Annotated in this window: 15 protein-coding genes; 7 read left to right on the top strand and 8 right to left on the bottom strand. The window is 47.9% G+C overall.

Annotated features, from left to right (window positions below; translation table 11 throughout):
- Positions 1-205: 205 nt before the first annotated feature.
- On the bottom strand, positions 206-2,023 hold the full coding sequence (locus GF401_10990) for a hypothetical protein (GenBank protein MBD3345576.1): 1,818 nt from the start codon (positions 2,021-2,023) through the stop codon (positions 206-208).
- Positions 2,020-3,033, bottom strand: coding sequence for a TIGR02147 family protein (locus GF401_10985; GenBank protein ID MBD3345575.1), 1,014 nt, complete (start codon positions 3,031-3,033; stop codon positions 2,020-2,022). Before GF401_10985 ends, GF401_10990 begins: the two co-directional genes overlap by 4 nt.
- Before the next feature lie 109 nt (positions 3,034-3,142).
- Between GF401_10985 and GF401_10980 the strand changes: the two genes are divergently transcribed.
- Positions 3,143-3,763: a hypothetical protein gene (locus GF401_10980; GenBank protein MBD3345574.1), complete on the top strand. Its 621-nt coding sequence runs from the start codon at positions 3,143-3,145 to the stop codon at positions 3,761-3,763.
- A 4-nt stretch (positions 3,764-3,767) separates the two neighbouring features.
- On the top strand, positions 3,768-4,235 hold the full coding sequence (locus tag GF401_10975) for a D-tyrosyl-tRNA(Tyr) deacylase (GenBank protein MBD3345573.1): 468 nt from the start codon (positions 3,768-3,770) through the stop codon (positions 4,233-4,235).
- A gap of 106 nt (positions 4,236-4,341) precedes the next feature.
- Here the strand turns inward: GF401_10975 and GF401_10970 are convergent, their stop codons facing one another.
- Positions 4,342-6,606 (bottom strand): AAA family ATPase, encoded by a 2,265-nt coding sequence (locus GF401_10970; protein ID MBD3345572.1) that lies wholly within the window; start codon positions 6,604-6,606, stop codon positions 4,342-4,344.
- A gap of 187 nt (positions 6,607-6,793) precedes the next feature.
- Here GF401_10970 and trkA point away from each other — a divergent pair, with 187 nt between their 5' ends.
- Both trkA and GF401_10960 read left to right on the top strand, forming a co-directional pair.
- Positions 6,794-8,164 (top strand): Trk system potassium transporter TrkA, encoded by a 1,371-nt coding sequence (gene trkA / locus GF401_10965; GenBank protein MBD3345571.1) that lies wholly within the window; start codon positions 6,794-6,796, stop codon positions 8,162-8,164.
- 168 nt (positions 8,165-8,332) lie between these two features.
- Positions 8,333-9,835, top strand: a complete 1,503-nt coding sequence (locus GF401_10960; protein MBD3345570.1) for a TrkH family potassium uptake protein — start codon at positions 8,333-8,335, stop codon at positions 9,833-9,835.
- Positions 9,836-9,872: 37 nt separating this feature from the next.
- On the opposite strand, the gene GF401_10955 is transcribed toward GF401_10960, so the two are convergent.
- The 3 genes from GF401_10955 to yajC form a co-directional block, all read right to left on the bottom strand.
- Positions 9,873-11,243 carry a SpoIID/LytB domain-containing protein gene (locus tag GF401_10955; GenBank protein ID MBD3345569.1) on the bottom strand — a complete coding sequence of 457 codons (1,371 nt, stop codon included), beginning with the start codon at positions 11,241-11,243 and terminating at the stop codon, positions 9,873-9,875.
- Positions 11,244-11,389: 146 nt separating this feature from the next.
- Positions 11,390-11,917 (bottom strand): peptide deformylase, encoded by a 528-nt coding sequence (gene def / locus GF401_10950; GenBank protein MBD3345568.1) that lies wholly within the window; start codon positions 11,915-11,917, stop codon positions 11,390-11,392.
- On the bottom strand, positions 11,914-12,258 hold the full coding sequence (gene yajC / locus GF401_10945; protein ID MBD3345567.1) for a preprotein translocase subunit YajC: 345 nt from the start codon (positions 12,256-12,258) through the stop codon (positions 11,914-11,916). Before yajC ends, def begins: the two co-directional genes overlap by 4 nt.
- 188 nt (positions 12,259-12,446) lie before the next feature.
- Here yajC and GF401_10940 point away from each other — a divergent pair, with 188 nt between their 5' ends.
- Positions 12,447-13,679 carry an amidohydrolase family protein gene (locus GF401_10940; protein MBD3345566.1) on the top strand — a complete coding sequence of 411 codons (1,233 nt, stop codon included), beginning with the start codon at positions 12,447-12,449 and terminating at the stop codon, positions 13,677-13,679.
- A gap of 97 nt (positions 13,680-13,776) precedes the next feature.
- Here the strand turns inward: GF401_10940 and GF401_10935 are convergent, their stop codons facing one another.
- Positions 13,777-14,712 carry a hypothetical protein gene (locus GF401_10935; protein MBD3345565.1) on the bottom strand — a complete coding sequence of 312 codons (936 nt, stop codon included), beginning with the start codon at positions 14,710-14,712 and terminating at the stop codon, positions 13,777-13,779.
- A 19-nt stretch (positions 14,713-14,731) separates the two neighbouring features.
- The gene (locus GF401_10930) at positions 14,732-15,478 is read right to left on the bottom strand and encodes a hypothetical protein (protein MBD3345564.1); all 747 of its coding nucleotides are present in this window, start codon (positions 15,476-15,478) and stop codon (positions 14,732-14,734) included.
- 406 nt (positions 15,479-15,884) lie between these two features.
- On the opposite strand from GF401_10930, the gene GF401_10925 reads away from it, so the two are divergent.
- Together GF401_10925 and GF401_10920 are read left to right on the top strand one after the other, a co-directional pair.
- Positions 15,885-16,805: a hypothetical protein gene (locus tag GF401_10925; protein ID MBD3345563.1), complete on the top strand. Its 921-nt coding sequence runs from the start codon at positions 15,885-15,887 to the stop codon at positions 16,803-16,805.
- Between the two features lie 226 nt (positions 16,806-17,031).
- A complete protein-coding gene (locus GF401_10920; protein ID MBD3345562.1) occupies positions 17,032-17,832 on the top strand; it encodes a M48 family metalloprotease in 801 nt (266 codons plus the stop codon).
- Positions 17,833-18,021: the final 189 nt, after the last annotated feature.

Raw genomic sequence — 18,021 nt, 5'->3', positions numbered from 1 at the left:
CTTTCAAAAAAATTCAATTAGCCGTCACAATACACCCCAATTGCATCATTGAGTAATATTCAGCCTTTGCGCAAACCTCCTTTCGTTGTACTTGCGATCACATTAAACTCGTCTTTTTGTTGTTTTCGGGTATAAAAATTAAAATAATTTATAAAACAGGGATGTACTAATAAATCTACAATAATAATTGAACCCATATTTTCTTTCATTTATCTAATTTGGGACCGAGGAGGATATCCCCCCACGAATCCACAGATGTTGTATCGCTGGTAGCCGGGTTAACATCGGTGGAATACGGATCGGTGCGGTTCCTCCACCTAAGAGCCGTGTGATTTCCCGCACCTGAATCCATATCGTTGTACCCAAAGGCACAAGCAAACCTGCTGCCTGCGGTTTTTCGAGCAATCCCGGGTGTTCCTCCCCATACATCCCATGGAACCAGCCATTCCTGACGGCGAACGGAAGGTGTATCGATGGGAGAGAATATTATTTCAATCTTGATGCCCCATTGGGCTGCAATACTGTCGAGGGTCAGTCCTCTGTTGAACTCCACAAATCCGGAGGGATCGGTTAACCCCGAATCATATGCCATCGCCTGATCAAACCAGTTTATGCTGGCGTTATTGCTCGGCTCGGAAGCTCCGAATCGGACCTGTACCTGCATATAACTCTGCGTCAGCTGACTGTAATCAACGTTAACAAAGTAGGGGGTTCCCTGCGTATAAAGTTCCTCTGCCGACCGTCTGTCCACCATGAGTTCTACAGCATCGTTACCGTATATTTTTTCCGCCAGAGAATCGACCCATTCATCATCATTGACCTCAAAGAAGAAATAGACGCCGCTGTCTCCATAGGCCGATTTCAATGCCATACCGCAGTCATCGGAACTTGACGGTTCTTCGCTGTAATCCGCATAATCGAAGGCATTGAGGTGGACAATATCAAGATAGGCCGTATCCCAGGCCGACCAGAAGGATGATATTTTATTATCCGATACATTAAATGCAGCTTCATCCGATGAAGAAATCTCATAAGAAGTCAGCGTATATTGTAGATCGGGTTTCCGTTCGAATTTGTACCCCTGTGAAGAAGGTGTTGTTGCCGATTCATACTCGCTGCGTGAAGACACGCCCGCATCATTTGCAGCAGCGACTTTATAGTAACAAGTGGTTCCTTCAGCCAAACCGGAATCGAGATAATGTGTTCTCAGGGTAGAATCAAGCAGGTCGTAGAGGCCAGTTTCAGGAGACATTCTGTAAATGTAATACAGATGAACGTAAGGAAGGCTGTCCCAGACAAGTTTTATCGATGTATATGAATAAACCGTAGCCTTCAACCCTTTCGGCTTTTCAGGTGCAGGCAGATGACTGATTTGCGGCGAACCTGAAAGGGATCCTACAGACCCAAGAATCGTCCGTTCTCCTTTCCTTACCGGTACCGACTCATGCTCAGCCTCGACGGCGCCGCTTATTGTTGTCACATAGAATGTATAATCGCTCTGCGGCACATGAACAAATGAAAAGGAGCCCGCAGGTTCTACTTCTGTGATACGTTCAATTTCGGGAATGTACACATAAAGCTTTTGTTCCCGATTAAGAAGAGCCGAATCTACCGTTCCCGATATCGAGCCCAGTGTCTGAACAACACCCGAAACAGAATCCGTATCACGGCCGGCAACCGAAGCATTGAGCAATGCACCGACCGAATCACCGGAAATTATTTCGACATTGTAGTCGCCTTTGGGTATCGGGTTGAAAGTAAAAGAGCCACGGTTATCGGTCCAGGTGGAATCTACTGCACGAATTTCATTGAGAGCGACCTGTTCAACCGGTGAAAAACCTGGATGGAGGAAAACATAGGCATTGGCAACAGGTTTATTGTCAGCAGTACTCACAGAACCTGTCAGTGTACCGGTTTCAGTGCCGGTTTCGGTACCAGCAATCGGTTGCTCCGATGAACAATACAACAGTGCGCATAAACAGGAAAATAATGCCACGTGAAGGGCAAGCAGCATTTTTTTCATTGCTTCCCTCCTTTTTTAATCTTTGTGACCGGTACCAGGAACATGGCAAGCTCATAGATACGGTCTGATTCGTGATGATCTTTATGAATTATTGAAGTAACTTCAGATTTAAACTTCTGCAATTGCCGTTCAATCCTTTTAAGGCCAAGCTCAGAGATACTGATCAATTTTGTGGAAACGTTCTGCATCTGATCGGAATTTGAGAAAAGAGCCCGTTTGGCCGTTTCCAGAGACTGCATCTGATAATGTTTCACCAGATCATCGTTGATATATGGTGGGGTTTGTATAATTTTTTGGGTCGGTTTTAAAAACCCCTTTTCGTCCTGCGCAACCAGTTCGAGATTTTTCAGAAGATTAATTGATTCCCGGACCGTTTTCTCAGTAAGGGGAGGATTTATCTTTTTCCCAAGCTCTCCATAATCGTCCTCGGTACAATTGTAAACATCGAGCATAGCCCTGATAACGCTGTGGCGCCATTCTTTGAAATATTCGTAGACATTGAGATCGAGTATCTGACGGGGTGTTTTATTTAACGAAATTAGCTGCTGAAAATAGAGCTCCCGTTCTCCCGGCTCCATGGCCTGGTTGTATTTAACCAGAACTCTGAAAAACTGAGCCTCATCCTTTTTAAGCTCGAAAACCTTAATAAACCGGTCGATAAAGGTAGACGTGACCGTTTTGCCTTTGATGACATCATTAAAGAAACTTCTGCTCTTTGAGAGTCCAAGAAGTCTGCAGACATTGGAGCGGTTGAAATTCTTATCGAATTTCTGCCGTTCCTGCTGATAATCATCCAGGAACTTACGAAAATCGTTATAGTGAAACACAGTGGGTAAATTTTCGTTTGCCATGTCCATATAATAAATAAACTTAGAACAAAATGCAACGGCCAATGTGTGCATATATTTGAGTACATTTTTTGGAGGACCGAAGATCCAAGGTCGAACATTAAGAGAGACAATCAGGGGACTGAGATGGAATAGTCGCTTAAGGAACTCGAACGAAAGCATATTTTTCAGTTCTTAAGCTCCGCTCCTACCACCGCCATTCCTTTCCAATGGCTCTGTTTTGAGAAATAGATATTATAAATTATATTGAAAAACAAAAAAGGAGGATCCAATGAAAAAGAATATCGCACTCTTTATTCTCTGCGTGAGCACGATATCATCGGTGTTTGGAGAGAATGTTCTGAATTTGAAAATCGGTCCGCTCTGGCCCCGGTATCTTCTTGATACCGACACAAAGACAGCCTGGGACGCCACGGTGGAATACGGAATTGATATCGACGAAAAAGTCGGTTTCGGTGTCGGCGCCGATTTCATATGGAACCGCTCAACGAAAGACAAAGACACGTTAATCGATACCAGCATCTCTGACCAGCAGAAGACTGTCCAGGAGGACATTAAAAGCTTTATGTTTCCTGTTTCCGGGTTTATTTTTGTGGACCCTCTTTCACATATGCTTGTTCATCCCCTGCTTCAATTCAATATCGGCTACATGCCCCACATTTATTCTCAACGGGGCAAAGAGATTGAAAATACAACCCGCTATTACCATGGCTTATATATGCAACTTGCTCTCGACGGTGTTTACGGTTTCAGCGAAAATGCTTCAGTTTTGGCGGGAATCAATTACCAATGGGCCAATACCCGTCGTCGAGACAAAGATGATCGTAACACCATTTATTATCGCAATATGAGCGGTCTCGGCTTTGAAATGGGATTTTCCTTTAACTTTTAGCGCCATGCGAATCGTCCTTCAGCGCGTCCACCAGTCCACCGTCAGTGTCGAGGGGACAATTACCGGCAAAATCGGTAAAGGAATCCTCATTCTTCTCGGCGTCCATGCCACCGACACGGAGACCGAAGCCGAATTCTGTGCAAAAAAATGCGCGGAATTGCGGATTTTCAGTGATGAAGCCGGGAAAATGAACCGCTCAGTGCTCGATATCGACGGCGAAGCACTGGTTGTCTCCCAATTCACCCTCTACGGCGATTGCCGCAAAGGACGGCGCCCCAGCTTTGTTGAAGCAGCGCGCCCTGAAAAGGGAAATGAACTCTACGAATATTTTGTTGCCTGCCTGAAACAACGCGTTCACAAAGTTGAAACCGGTATTTTCGGCGCCATGATGGATGTTGAGATTGTCAACGACGGGCCGGTGACGATGATTGTGGAGAAAATGACGGACGAGGGGAAGAAAAGGGAGATCTGAGACAAAAGCCCCCTCACGAGGTGCTATCGGGAGCGTGACAACGATGTGAGTGGTTGGGGGTGAGGCTGGTCCCGGATACTGGAATCCATTATCGCAGCCTGGTATCCTAATCCATTATTGTTGTATCTTGGCCTTCGACTTTCGACTCCCCTTTACGTATCCTGATATACCCGATTGCGGTTTTCCAGGAAATATCCTGGTCGACAACGGCCCTGCGGACGACATCTTTACATAACGAAACCTCGTTTTCAGAAAGTGTTTCCCGCAGCCGGTCACCCAGAGATCGACGTTTCTCTCCCGACGGTCCCCTGAACCAGAATTCTACTTCCTGAGCGGTAATGCGTTTGGAATGGTGCTGCATTTCCATATAGGTCCGCAGCTCATAACCGGAATCCAGCGTCAGCTCTTTTTCGAGCGTTTCGAGCGTCCAGTTGACCATAGGGTCGTTCGTATCGGTAAAGAGCAGTTGCTCGATCCGGGTAAATTTCTTTTTCAGTGCAGCATATTTTTTGGGAAAAGTTATCAGTTCCGAGAGGCGTTGGCCGAGTGCGGGAATTGTTTCGGCAAGGGCAAGTGTTCCTCCGGAAGCAAGGAGACCGGTAATTGAGCGGAGCAAGCCGGGCTTATCGGCATGCTTTGCAAGGATATTTCTTCCTACAATCGAGGTAAAGGCGATTTCATCGCCGGCTTCATTACGAATGTCATCGATCAGCGATTTTGGGGTCCTTAAAACAATCTGCGGCCGGTTGAGTGTATCGAACTGTGAAGCCATTGTGGAGAGAGTGAAATACTCTTTGTCGGAATGGGCCATCGCCCATACTGCGCCCTCCCGTACCCGCCGCACAGCTTCAAAGGCCAGAAGGCCTGTGCGGGCGTGGAGGTCGAGGACCAAGCTCTCTTTGTTCACGTGTGCAAGCTCCAGCAGGCGGTCTCTGATCTCTGCGAGGGTCGCCTCCGAAGCCGTCCTTTTAATCCAGGCACTTCGACCAGGTTGCGACTCACTCTCTCTGAAAGAATTAAAAGGATCCGACTCATCCTGCTCCACCATGGCCTCGACCCGCGCCTCACGCAACCTGTCAACCCGCTCTTTAATCCCCCCTTCTCTTCCCTGACCGGATGGTTGATAAAAAACCTTCCCCTGCAAAACATCGGGAAGATACTGCTGGGCAGCCCAATGGTCCCTGAATGCATGGGGATAGAGGTATCCCTTTCCATGGCCGAAATCATCACCGTCTCTGGATGCGTCTTTAAGATGATCAGGCACTTCACCGGTCATTTCATTGCCCACCGATTTCAGCGCATCGAAAAAGGCCATCGTCGAATTGCTTTTGGCTGCTGTGGCAAGATAGAGACAGGCCTGAGCAAGATGAAACCGACCTTCAGGAAGCCCCACATAATCGAATGCCTGTGCAGCACTCATGACCACGCTCAGGGCATCGGGATCGGCCAGGCCGATATCTTCGGACGCCAGAATGAGCATTCTGCGAAAAATAAACCGGGGATCTTCACCGGCATACACCATCCGTGCCATCCAGTAGAGGGCGGCATCAGGATCGGAGCCACGGACCGACTTGATAAAGGCCGAGATGGTATCATAATGAGCATCGCCGTCCTTATCATACAACACCGCCTTCTGCTGAATCGACTCTTCAGCAACATCGCGGGTGATACGGACAGCACCTTCGGAGTCGGGTGAAGTGGTTTCCACGGCAAGTTCCAGAGCATTGAGCACTCCCCGGGCATCACCGTTGGCAACACTCACAAGGTGATCCAAAGCATCGTCGTCGATATGAACGTCAAATTCACCAAAGCCCCGCTCTTTATCCTCAAGAGCCATCCGCGCAACCTTCCGGAGGTCATCGGACGTAAGGCTTTTCAACTGGAAAATCCGTGACCGTGACACCAGCGCCTTGTTTACTTCAAAATATGGATTTTCGGTTGTGGCCCCGATCAATATGATTACCCCGTTTTCAACATGGGGCAAAAGCGCATCCTGCTGCGACTTATTGAACCGATGGACTTCATCGACAAAGAGAATTGTCCGTTGGGAATACAAGGACAGCGTTTTCTGGGCGGTATCGATCGCTTCACGAATGTCCTTGACACCCGCAAGCACCGCATTGATGGAAATAAACCTTGCCTTTGTGGTTTTGGCGATAATTCTGGCAAGGGTTGTTTTACCTGTGCCGGGAGGACCGTAAAATATGACACTGGAAAGCTGATCGATGGTTATCGCCCGCCGGAGAAGCCTTCCGGGTCCAATAATATGCTCCTGTCCTGCAAACTCATCCAACGTGCGTGGACGCATCCTGTCGGCTAAAGGGGCGTTTTTTTCCAGAAACTGTTGCTTATTATGTTCGAATACATCCATAAAAGAAAGACCGGACACCACATCTCGTCGATACTATCATTATAAATATACTTAATCGAGCATACCCCGCTCGCCGGGCCCCCTTTTGCGGGTTCCTCTGAAACTCTCTTGACCGCTTCTTTGCCCGAGCCATCGAAACAAGTTATTTTTGTTAGCCGTCAGATTAGAACCCTAGCAGGATAGAGGCGTGAATATTATAATCATAGGTGCAGGGACAGTAGGTTTTTCCCTGGCCGAATATCTCAGTAAGCATCAACACCATATTTCGGTAATCGAGACCGATACCGTCCTCTGTAACGAAATCAATACCAAGCTCGATGTTTTCACGATCAATGCCAAGGGCAGCAGTCCTTCGGCATTAAAAGCCGCTGGAATTCAGGATGCCGATATGATTATCGCTGCCACCCCGAATGTCGAAACCAACCTCCTCGTCTGCAATTTCGCCAAGCAATACGGAGTTCCCGACCGTATCGCCCGAGTTAAATCGGGTGAATATACCAGAGGCGATATTGATATCAGCCTCGAAGAACTGGGAGTAACCCATGTCGTCGAACCCGAAAAAGAGGTTGTCAAGGTCATAATCCAGTACATCGAACTGCCCGGTGTCTCACAAACTGCGAATTTCCAGGCGGACAAGGTCTATTTACGGGGGTATGAAGTTAGGGAAGGGATGCCTCTTGCCCACAAAACACTTGTCGAGATAAACAATATTGTGTCACCGGCACCCATGCTGATCGTGGTTATTGTCCGTAACGGAAAAAGCATTACCCCGTCGGGAGCAGAACGACTGCTCCCCGGCGACAAGATTGTGGCAATCATGCCCAAAGAATCCTTTGCCACCTTTCGTCAAATACTCGGCAAGGGACCGGATAAAGTCAAAAAAGTCATCATTTCGGGTGACACCCTGACGGCGCTCAATCTTGCCGAAGCATGCAAGCCCTATGTTGAGCGGGTGATCCTGGTAGATCCCGATGAACAGCATGCAATCAAAGCGGCATCAAAACTCGAAGGCATTGAAGTGTTTCACGGCGACTGCACCAACACCGAAATGCTTCAGGAAGTACATATCGAGAACGCGCATTTTTTCATTGCTTCGGGTGAAGATACCGAAGACAATGTAATGTCCTGCCTTCTTGCAAAAGCCGAAGGTGCCGGCGAGGTCATTGCGGTCAACAACACCGACCGTCATGAACGGCTCTTTCAATCGCTGGGCCTGGACCACATCATCAATCCGCGCAAAATTACCGCCCAGAAAATAATCTCGAGCATCCTCCGCATGCCGATCAGTGCCCATCTGGGGCTGGAAAAAACCGACATACAGGTTACCCGATTCATTGCAGAAAAGAAGTCAAAAATCATTGGAAAACCCCTGCAGGAGTTTAAGGAGATTTTTCGGCGGTCTATTGTGATCGGCGCGGTGATGCGGGGAGAAAATGTTATTATTCCCCGGGGAGATACGGTAATTCTTCCCGATGATGAAGTGCTTGTTTTATGTCAGACGTCGAGCCTCAAATTCGCGGGAAAACTCTTTAAAACCGGGGTCTCACTGTCGGTATAATCGTATGACTGCTGATTTTATGAATTCATCCGAACCATCCGTTCATTTATCGATAAAGGTGGCCGATTGAACCAACGCTTCATTTTTTATGCGGTTGGCAAACTGCTTCAAGTCCTCTCTCTTGTACTCTTTGTCCCCCTGGCAATAGCTGTTCACGAAGCGCGGCCGATCTCTTTACCCTCAACACTCTTAGATCCCCGCGTGCTGGGTTTTGTCATTGCCGTAATCTCGGCCTTTGTCTGTGGGACCCTGGTGGTCATTACAGGACGCAAGGAACGAAAAAGCGAGGGAATCAAGGAGGGATTTGCCATTGTAACTATCGGGTGGCTTTTATTTACGCTCTTTGGATGTATTCCACTTTTTGTTTTTCTGATCTCAGAAGCCCCCGTGGTCAACATAGAAACCGTCCTGCGGTTAATTACCGATTCCTATTTTGAAATCATGAGCGGATTTACGACCACCGGAGCGACAATTTTAACCGACATCGAAATTTTACCGCGGGGGCTCCTTTTCTGGCGGAGTCTTACCCACTGGCTGGGCGGTATGGGAATCGTGACCCTTGCACTGGCAATTTTTCCGGCCTTTGGTGTTGCTGCCTATCAGATGTTCAGGGGTGAAGTTCCCGGACCGACATCGGAACGTCTTTCGCCCCGTCTCCGTTGGACCGCCACGATTCTCTGGGGTGTCTATGCATTGCTCACCCTGGCCGAAACGCTTTTGCTCTGGCTGGGCGGTATGTCGATTTTCGAGTCCTTCTGCCATTCCTTCGGTACTATGGCAACCGGTGGATTCTCTACCCGAAACACCTCGATCAGCGCCTACAACAGCGCGTATATCGACTGGGTGATAATCATATTCATGTTCTTTGCGGGCATGAATTTTATTCTTCACTACCGGATTATCTTCTCTCAAGATTTCAATGTGCTTTCCAAAAACCGGGAATTCATTTTTTACGTGACCGTCATCATGTCGGTGATTATAATCGGCACGGTGCTGCTGAGAATATGGGGAATCAATTCTCCCGAACATATCGAACGAAGTTATCGGCCTGATCCGCTTTCTCAAATCGAGCTTGTCGACAAAATCGAGACAGAGGAAAACAAGGTCGCCACGATTGGAAAGACTATCCGGTATATGGCATTTCAAGTCATTTCGATCACCACCACCACCGGGTATACTACCGCCGACTTTGATGTGTGGCCTAATTTCCTCAGATTCGCGCTTGTAATTCTCATGTTTTTCGGGGGGTGCGCTGGTTCCACGGGAGGAGGCATGAAAATGATCCGGATTCTCGTGGTACTTAAAACCGCGTGGAAAGAAGTACGCACTATGATACAGCCACGACTTATCATGCCCATAAAAATCGGTAATGAGGCCATTGATTATAAAATCGTTTCCAATATCCTCGGGTTTTTTACCCTTTTTATGCTCCTTTTCGTGCTCTTTTCGGCAATTATGGCCTTCATGATCCCCGATTTTACCACCGCGGTAACGACCGTTGTTGCCACAATGTGCAATATCGGTCCCGGCTTATCGGGAATCGGAGCAATGGAAAATTATGCCTGGATACCGATGATCGGTAAATGGGTGCTTATTCTCTGCATGCTTTTAGGACGGCTTGAAGTTTATACGGTGCTTATTGCGCTGGCGCCTATTTCGTGGAAAAAGTAGATCTTTGAGAAACACTTCTGCAAAAAAGCACGCCCTTCTACCTTTTCGGAACCGCAGTCCTCATATCAACACCGGTGTAATACGCCTTGAGGATTTCTTCGAAACTCTGCCCGGCCCGGGCACGTCCGATAGCACCCATCTGGCACATACCCACGCCATGGCCATAGCCTTTGCCCTCGATTTTAACCGACCGGGCATTGCCCGAGCGAATCCTGAAATTGCAGGACCGCAGAATCGGATTCCCCGAAATATCCCGCCTGAGCACAAAGCGGATCTTATCGCCATGGTGAACACAGTCGCCCTGGGTTGTACGGATATTGAGATCGGCAATACGGCCACAGGAATGCCGCCATTTTATTTTCATACCCTTCACCGTACCTTTACATCCAGCGCTGCCCCCATGCCGGGCAATTATCGATGACAACCGGTAGGTTGACCAGTTCTCAATCCAGGTATAATATCTGGATATTGCACAATAGGCATTGCCGTTCTTATCGTAATCACTCACCGATTTTAAATAGGGCTTCGGCGGCCTTTGCCATACATCCTCCACATTGGCGGTCTTCCCTCCGCAGGTCGAATGGTAATAGGCGATTATCAGGCTGTCACCATAGACCATCACGAGATCTTCGGTGAGCCTTATGGCTTTATCGCAGTGCCTGTTTTCGGCATTCAGACCGCCGTATACCTGATCGGCGACCGTCGTGACAAGATCGAAGGATGCATTGCTTCTTTCAAGAATTTTCCGGTAGGTATAGGTACGGGCAGCCACCGCCTGGGCTTTCACCGCCTCGATCTCCTTTTCTTTCCGGGGGCCGATCTCGAGGGGAACAACACCCCGGAGATACTCTTCGACGTCGATATAATTAACTAAAGAAAACCTCTTGGGCTTTTCGGAAATGATAATCATCGATCCCCGGTAGGAGCCGTCGTCGAGTTCGATAAAATTGTATTCATTTTCCGATAGGAGAGTGCAGGGAACACTAACCTCCCGGCGCTTAATATCGTCTGCTGTTACCAGTACTTTACCGGCTGAATAGGATGCCTCAACCAGCAATCGTCCACGAAAGGAAATGCGATTTTTTTGCCCGGCACCTCTCAAAACGACTTTTCCTACCGAGTAAAGAGAGGTTTTAAGATTATTTCGAAGAACCGCAACCCGCGCTTTGACAGCGGGAACAGGAAAATCCGGATATCGCAGTGAAACCACCCCGGTTTTGTTCATTGAGCTTTTAGGATCGGTTTGTGGACGGCCGGACCGGGATGGTCTTTCTTCAAGTTCTGCGGTATCGACAAAGGCCAGACCGAAATCGAATGCATCGGGGTGAGAGGATTTTTTTTCTTCCTGTTGCGGCTCTGGTGCAGACTCTTCATGGGTTGTATCCGAAGAGGGAGGCTGTTTTTGCATTCCCCTGGGATGGGGCGTTAAAATTTTTGATGAAGAACATCCGGAATAGAGAAGGGGGAAAATGAAGACTCCTCCTGCAATGAGGATTCTCCGCAACCGGTAATTATATCTTTGTAGCACCAATGGTTTGAAAAGATGAAAAATGATCAGACGGTCTTATTTTTTATCTTTTGTGATTTGGCCATTTTTTTCAGCTTGCCGCTCACTAACTGACGGGCAACCGGGGAAGCGCGGTCGATAAAAAGTACACCGTCCAGATGATCTATTTCGTGCTGCAAAGCGCGGGCCAGCAGACCTTCGGCATTTTCGATACTATATTCTCTGCCTTCGGCATCGAAGGCTTTTATCGAAACTTTTAACGGACGGTTTACTTTAAGACGGATATCCGGAATACTCAGGCACCCTTCTTCGAAATCTTCACGCTCCTCAGAGGAGTGAATGATTTCGGGATTGATCAGAATATAAGGCTCCTGTTCGCCACCGGTCGTATCGATAACGGCAATACGCAATGATTTACTGACCTGAGGAGCGGCAAGGCCAACACCATCCTGGATTTTCATGGTTTCGGCCATCTCTTCAACAAAACCTTTCAGCTCATCATTGAATTCGGTTACGGCTTCAGCCTTTTTCCGCAATACCGGATTTCCGTAAATACAAACTTCAAACATGTCTATTTTCCGTCTTTCTTTTCACTCTTTTCGCCCATTTCCTGCTTATTGAGCACTTCGGAGACAGCCCCTTTGCGAACTTCAACGACGGTATTTTCCGCGATCTTGACCATCAACGAATTTTCTTTCACATTACCGACCGTCCCGTATACACCGCCGATTGTTACGACCTTATCGCCCTTTTTCATCTCGCCGATCATTTTCTGACGGTTTTTCTGCTTTTTCTGTTCAGGACGGATCATCAGGAAATAGATAATCCCAAACATGATCACCATCATAAAAATCATATTCGCACCGCCAACACCTCTTCCCGGCGCCTCATTCTGAGCAAATACAGCAGCATTCATTACAAAAAAGGTTAGAGCAGATAAATAATAACGCATCGGTAATCCTTTCATAATATTATTGTAATACGTTCGGAGTTAAAATAAATTATGTCTGGATACTTATTTCCGCTTGAAGGATCTTTTTCACTTCTCCTCAACTTCAACCTCAAGCTCAACTCCCTGCAGCAAATGTATTTTGATGGGTAGACATGTCTACTATCTATTATGCCAGATGGCTTTTGAGTCCCGACGGCGGGATAATTACCAATGCGGCGCTTGCTTTAGCAGGTGATAAAATCGAGGCGGTGGGCACCCGGAGCCAAGTGCCCCGCCGCCCGGGCGATCGTACAATCAACCTGGGCGATCAACTGCTTCTTCCCGGCCTGATTAATGCCCACAGCCATCTCGAGGAAGGTGTTGTACGGGGCATTCCCAAAGAAGACGCCGACACCTTTGCATCATGGATAGCTAAAAAGACTTCCCGCCTCAGAAATGCGCCGGTCGAATCGATCATGCCGGTAATACGGCTTGGTATCCGGGAATCGCTGACCAATGGAACAACAACGATTGTTGACAGTTCACGTACCGGCCATTCGGTTGTAGTGCTCAAGGATGAACCGGTGAGAAGCTGGATTATTCATGAAGTTCATAATAACGACCAGGCTGAAAAGGACAATCTTATCCGCACCATCGAACTGCTCAAGCGGGTTGCATCGACTTCAAACAGGGTCGGAATCGGCATGGGACCCTATGCACTTTTTTCGTGCACGCCACAGCGACACAGAAATTTAATTAACACCGCCGCAAAAGAACATGCACCCTGGGCGTCACATCTTGCCGAAAGCGCTGAAGAACTTCAGGCTTTCGCCGAGCATAAGGGCGATCTCTATTTCCAGATAACCCGCAACCGGGAATGGGCATACGGTGCCACGGGTATCGGCCCCATGCATTATGCGCTCACCGAAAACCTCCTCCCCGCGAGTGCTCTTCTTTATCATTGTAATTATGTCAACGGGGCTCAGTTGTCGTCTCTGGCAGCAAAAAACATATCGATTGTCATCTGTCCGCAATATACCAAGTCCCTTGGCCATAAGAATTTTCCCCTGGATCTTGCCCTCACCAGAGGCGTGAATATTTGTGTCGGGACCGCCAATATCCCGGGCGTGGGCGCAATGAATCTTTTTGATGAGCTCTATACTGTCAAAACTAATTATCCCCACATACCGGCTGCCGAGATGATCAGGTGGGTTACGGTCAACCCTGCAAGGGCACTAGGGGCTCAAGACAATATCGGCTCCCTTGCCCCGGGTTTACAGGCCGATTTTATCGCGGTAAGCTTTGCCCATGACCCGGGCGAAAATCTTCTGGAAGAACTCATTGCCGAAGAACCCGAAGTACGGCTTGTTGTGGTTGACGGGGAGGAAATTATTGTTGATTATTGAGGAGAATAGCAGGGAGATTGAAAATCCCTCGGTACTTCGGCCCACTCGGTGCGGCACACGATCAGGACTGGTCTTTTTTCTCTCATCCTCATCATCTTCACCGCCTCAATCCACCACCCCAAATCCTCACGATACCAACGTTCCCACGCTCATCTGTATAGCGCACAAAAACGACCCCGTCATTACCGGCCATTGTAAGGGCTTTCTTGAGCGGGGCGTAGGGCGAAAGTCCTTTGTATAGCGATATTCGCTTTCCAAGTGCATTATAAAGTGAGAACCCGTCGATCTCCCCTCTTTTAACACCCGTAACCAATTCCTGGAAATGCATGGTTCGCCTGTTGCTGCGGCTCGAAACATCGCCGGTGGTAATCCGGGGATTTCTTACTGCGCTGTAGGCATCCCAGTAGGTAGCGGTAAGATCGATCACCCGCTCGCGTACACCGTTGATCGGCGTACCGGTGGCTTCCCAGATGAGTATCTGTGGATAGTCGACTGCCTCGACAACCAGAACGGTATGGCTTCCGTGCTTCACCAGAATATCGCCCGCGGTCAGCTCGGTTTTGTCGATATGATCGTACCGGTCGAACGTTGCCAGTTCCCTGGTCGAAACCCGGGGTTCATCCCAAATCCAGCAGACATACCCCGAGCAATCGGTGCCGGTAACATCATTTGAGGGATTACCGCACTGGCTGTAATGACACAGGTGCGATCCTACGGGCCATTGATCCAGAAGCCGCTGCCGGAACAAAAAATAGGGATCTTCACCACCATAGGAATACGCCACGCCCCGGTAGCTTTCACCAGCGATAAAATCGCATTTTTTAAGATCATCGGAACATCCCGACCCGCAGGAATTCCACCAGTCCGATCCTGTGTTGGCCGCAGAGGGAGTCCAGACAATATTAAGGCAACTGTCTCCCCGGGCAAGGACCGAATCGAGATGAATTCCATCTACCCGAAAGATCCAGACTCCCGTTGTTATAACGAAAACTGCCGCTGAAAGTATCGAAAAAGGGATTTTTGGTATTTTCAAGGCCATGGCTCCTGTTCTCTCACTGCACTTCAACAATTTTCATCTCTTTTTCCGACAGCACAAGCGAATAAAGCCTGCCGTCAAACATAACATACCGTTTGCCAGCAACAGGAAAATGGGTCATAACCGTATCGCCTTTCACCGTATCGCCGGCCAGCACCTTTCCATTATTCACAACAACCACGGACCTTCCGTGCATATTTTCCAGCCGTATTCCCGATTCAACCGAGTGAATTTTCGTATTCGCGCTCTTCTTTCCCAGTCTATCATTAAAATAAAAGTAGTGATAGGAATTACCCAGTACGATGTTTCCATCCACCAGAAATATTTTGTTGATGACTCGCCGGGTCCGCCGGGGCTCGCGTGCGAACACATCGAGCGGATAGGAGATAGACCGTTTATGTTCACCGCTTTTCATATCGAAAACCTCGATTCTTTTGTCAACTGTATTGAGAAAAAGCGCTTCACTGCCCCTGATCACGAAATCATCACCGGCATACGTTCCTCTCCCAAAAGACGACAGCTCTGTTTTTGCCACAACAGCTCCATTGTTATTGAAAGCAACGATCTTTCCGCCGGCCATATCATAGATATACAGCGTTTCTGCTCCTCCATAAATCCCTCCGATCGAGATAGTATCCCCGTTATCGCTCCGAAGCAAATGAAATTCATCACTCCACCGGCTCCTGATAAAAGAATCCGAGGTTTGAGCACACCTTGCAGATCCTAACAGAAGCATGGCAAATAGCAGATTGCGGATAAGCATAAATCCTCCTGGATACATTTAATCTTGACTTGGCTTATGAAGTAAAATAAAATAAGAATGATTTTGGTACCGTAATATTTGTGCCGAAAAATTTTTGGACTATGGCATCCTTTGTATGTGTTCTTTTCGGTACCATTCGGGCAGGCTTTCTCAACACAACGGACCACCGTTGACACAGGCTCTCTTTTCACAGTATTTTGATCTTATCACATTGTATATTTATTAGTTATACAGAAAAAAACGAAATCATCTATGCTTAGGATATTCGTGGAGGACTATATATTTTACAACCGTCTCATTGATGTAGAAAGGAGGTGCGTTTTAAGAGATCATAGCTGATTTAACTCTTAAAACTCTCAATCACGGCAACTGTTACAAGCATTAACCTTTTCTGAAAGGACATGAGATGAAATACCGAAACTCATTTAAAAAATTCGGCGTAATTTTTCTTTCTGCATTTTTGATGATTGGTTATATGGGATGCGGACTCTTAGATCCGGAAGAAGATACGGATGAAGTTACTGTTTCGATTACCAATGACGCCGACCTTGCGACAATCAACCTTACTGGGACATCAGTAATTGTTCCGGTTGAAGGTACCATTGAAGGGTCTGCCGCACCATCTTCGATTTCAGCTATCATGACTAATAACGATGCCACTGGTACAGCAGACGGCATCCAGATCAATACTACCCAACAGCCGGACCTCGATAAAATTGAGATCGGGGAAGGGAAAGACATGCAAATAGAAATTGTGGTGAACCAGAGTGCCTGTAATGGCACCTACACCCTGACTATTTCAGCGACTGTGGGTGGTGCAACCAATACAGCAAGCCAGACAATTGTCCTGGAGGGTGCGACCGATTGCAGCCAGACAGGTACTCCGGTAACCACAAGCAGCTCAATTACGCTGGGCGCTCAGAATGCAAACTCCGGTTCATACCTGGACGCCGACGCCATGACTGCCTACAACAGCACTTCCGTTTCGGGCAATGAATCAAAAATTGATATACTGCTCGGTTACGCTGGTGCAGCAGGTGAACTGCGTCTCTATTCACCCGCAGAAGCCAAAAACGACGGTTTTATTGGGTCCTGGACAAGCCCGCCGTCCACGCAGATTCTGCCGGTAACGTCAACCTTTGATCAGATCACCACCCAGGAAGAAATCGACGCCCTCTGGACCGGAACGCCGGTTAATGAGCTGGCTATTACCGGTGGTGAAGTCGTTGTCGTGGAAACTACCGAAGGTGAATATGTGCTTATCAAAGTTGAAAGCGTTTCAGCCCAATCTCAAAGCGCAGAAATTTCCGTTATCGGAAAATATTAATAGCGATCAATCTCAATTCATTCTCCATGCCGGGCCGGCTACTTGCGGGTCCGGCCTTTTTTTGGCTCTGTGTTAAAGGCACTTAAGCATTGCTCTGCAATTCAATTTATGGTATATTTTCCAAAGGGACCATCTCATTGATTTATCTGGTACGGCAACCGGGTTCTTTTGCCGGGACACCGGATATTTGATTGTGAACCATACGACGCTCTCAAGGAACCAGAATATGCAAAAATTCCTTTCCCCCCTCTTAATCTGCCCGCTTCTCATTCTCTTTTCCTGCAGTAAGGTCAATGATGTTGCCACGGCCGTTTTGATCAGTGATGAGCAGGAGGTTCAGATGGGGCGGAATTTCAAGGAAGAGATCGAAGCCGACACGGAAAATTTTCCTCTGTATACCGACAAGCCCGGTTATAATGTCAACCTGGTTAATTATATCGATTCGATCGGCCAGGCGCTGGCAAACAGTCAGGGGGACCGTACCGGTATCGAATATCATTTCACCATAATCGATATGGATACGGTCGTTAACGCATTCGCAGTGCCCGGTGGGTTTATCTATATCTACACCGGTCTGATTCTCGCGGCGCGCAATGAAGCTGAAATCGCCGGGGTCCTTGCCCATGAACTGGGCCATATCACCAAACGCCATGGCGCAAAGCAACTGGTCAAACAGACCGGCATGGATTTTGTTCTCGACCTTGTTGTCGGTGAAGAATCCGGCTTGCGAACAGTTCTGGATGTTGCTTCGGGTTTCATGTTTCTCAAATACAGCAGAGATAACGAATACCAGGCCGACAGCTGTGCGGTAGAGTATCTTACTTCAGCCGGCTATAACCCCAACGGCATGAAAACCTTTCTCGAATACCTCGGTTCACTCAGCAACCATAGCTGGGGTGTTTTAACAGAAGCCATATCCACCCATCCCGCTTCGGACAAACGCGTTGACTCGGTGGAAGTGCTCATCGCCACGAAACCATCATCGGTGACCCAACGGGCGATTCAGGATAAAAGGTATGGGCCTTGAGGGAATGGGGTGGTGGAAATGTCATTCAGCAGCCCCACCATGCAATGAAAACAGCACATTTTTTTTAAATTGACCGCCTCTCCCGGTGTCCTATCAGGAACGCGACAACGATCTGAGATAATAACAGAACATGGTCTGGAAGACCATGCCACAAAATTTTTGAGCGTTGAGCGTTGAACGTTTGGCCCG

This window comes from Chitinivibrionales bacterium (genome assembly GCA_014728215.1).
GTDB lineage: Bacteria > Fibrobacterota > Chitinivibrionia > Chitinivibrionales > WJKA01 > WJKA01.
The sequence above is the reverse complement of the archived record's forward strand: the minus strand, read 5'-3'. Positions and strand labels throughout refer to the sequence as shown.

Coding starts and splice junctions, on each gene's coding strand:
- GF401_10930 (MBD3345564.1), bottom strand. CDS start 15,478: ATGCTTATCCGCAATCTGCTATTTGCCATGCTTCTGTTAGGATCTGCA.
- GF401_10940 (MBD3345566.1), top strand. CDS start 12,447: ATGTCTACTATCTATTATGCCAGATGGCTTTTGAGTCCCGACGGCGGG.
- GF401_10985 (MBD3345575.1), bottom strand. CDS start 3,033: ATGCTTTCGTTCGAGTTCCTTAAGCGACTATTCCATCTCAGTCCCCTG.
- GF401_10980 (MBD3345574.1), top strand. CDS start 3,143: ATGAAAAAGAATATCGCACTCTTTATTCTCTGCGTGAGCACGATATCA.
- GF401_10975 (MBD3345573.1), top strand. CDS start 3,768: ATGCGAATCGTCCTTCAGCGCGTCCACCAGTCCACCGTCAGTGTCGAG.
- yajC (MBD3345567.1), bottom strand. CDS start 12,258: ATGAATGCTGCTGTATTTGCTCAGAATGAGGCGCCGGGAAGAGGTGTT.
- GF401_10990 (MBD3345576.1), bottom strand. CDS start 2,023: ATGAAAAAAATGCTGCTTGCCCTTCACGTGGCATTATTTTCCTGTTTA.
- GF401_10955 (MBD3345569.1), bottom strand. CDS start 11,243: ATGCAAAAACAGCCTCCCTCTTCGGATACAACCCATGAAGAGTCTGCA.
- GF401_10920 (MBD3345562.1), top strand. CDS start 17,032: ATGCAAAAATTCCTTTCCCCCCTCTTAATCTGCCCGCTTCTCATTCTC.
- GF401_10970 (MBD3345572.1), bottom strand. CDS start 6,606: ATGGATGTATTCGAACATAATAAGCAACAGTTTCTGGAAAAAAACGCC.
- GF401_10925 (MBD3345563.1), top strand. CDS start 15,885: ATGAAATACCGAAACTCATTTAAAAAATTCGGCGTAATTTTTCTTTCT.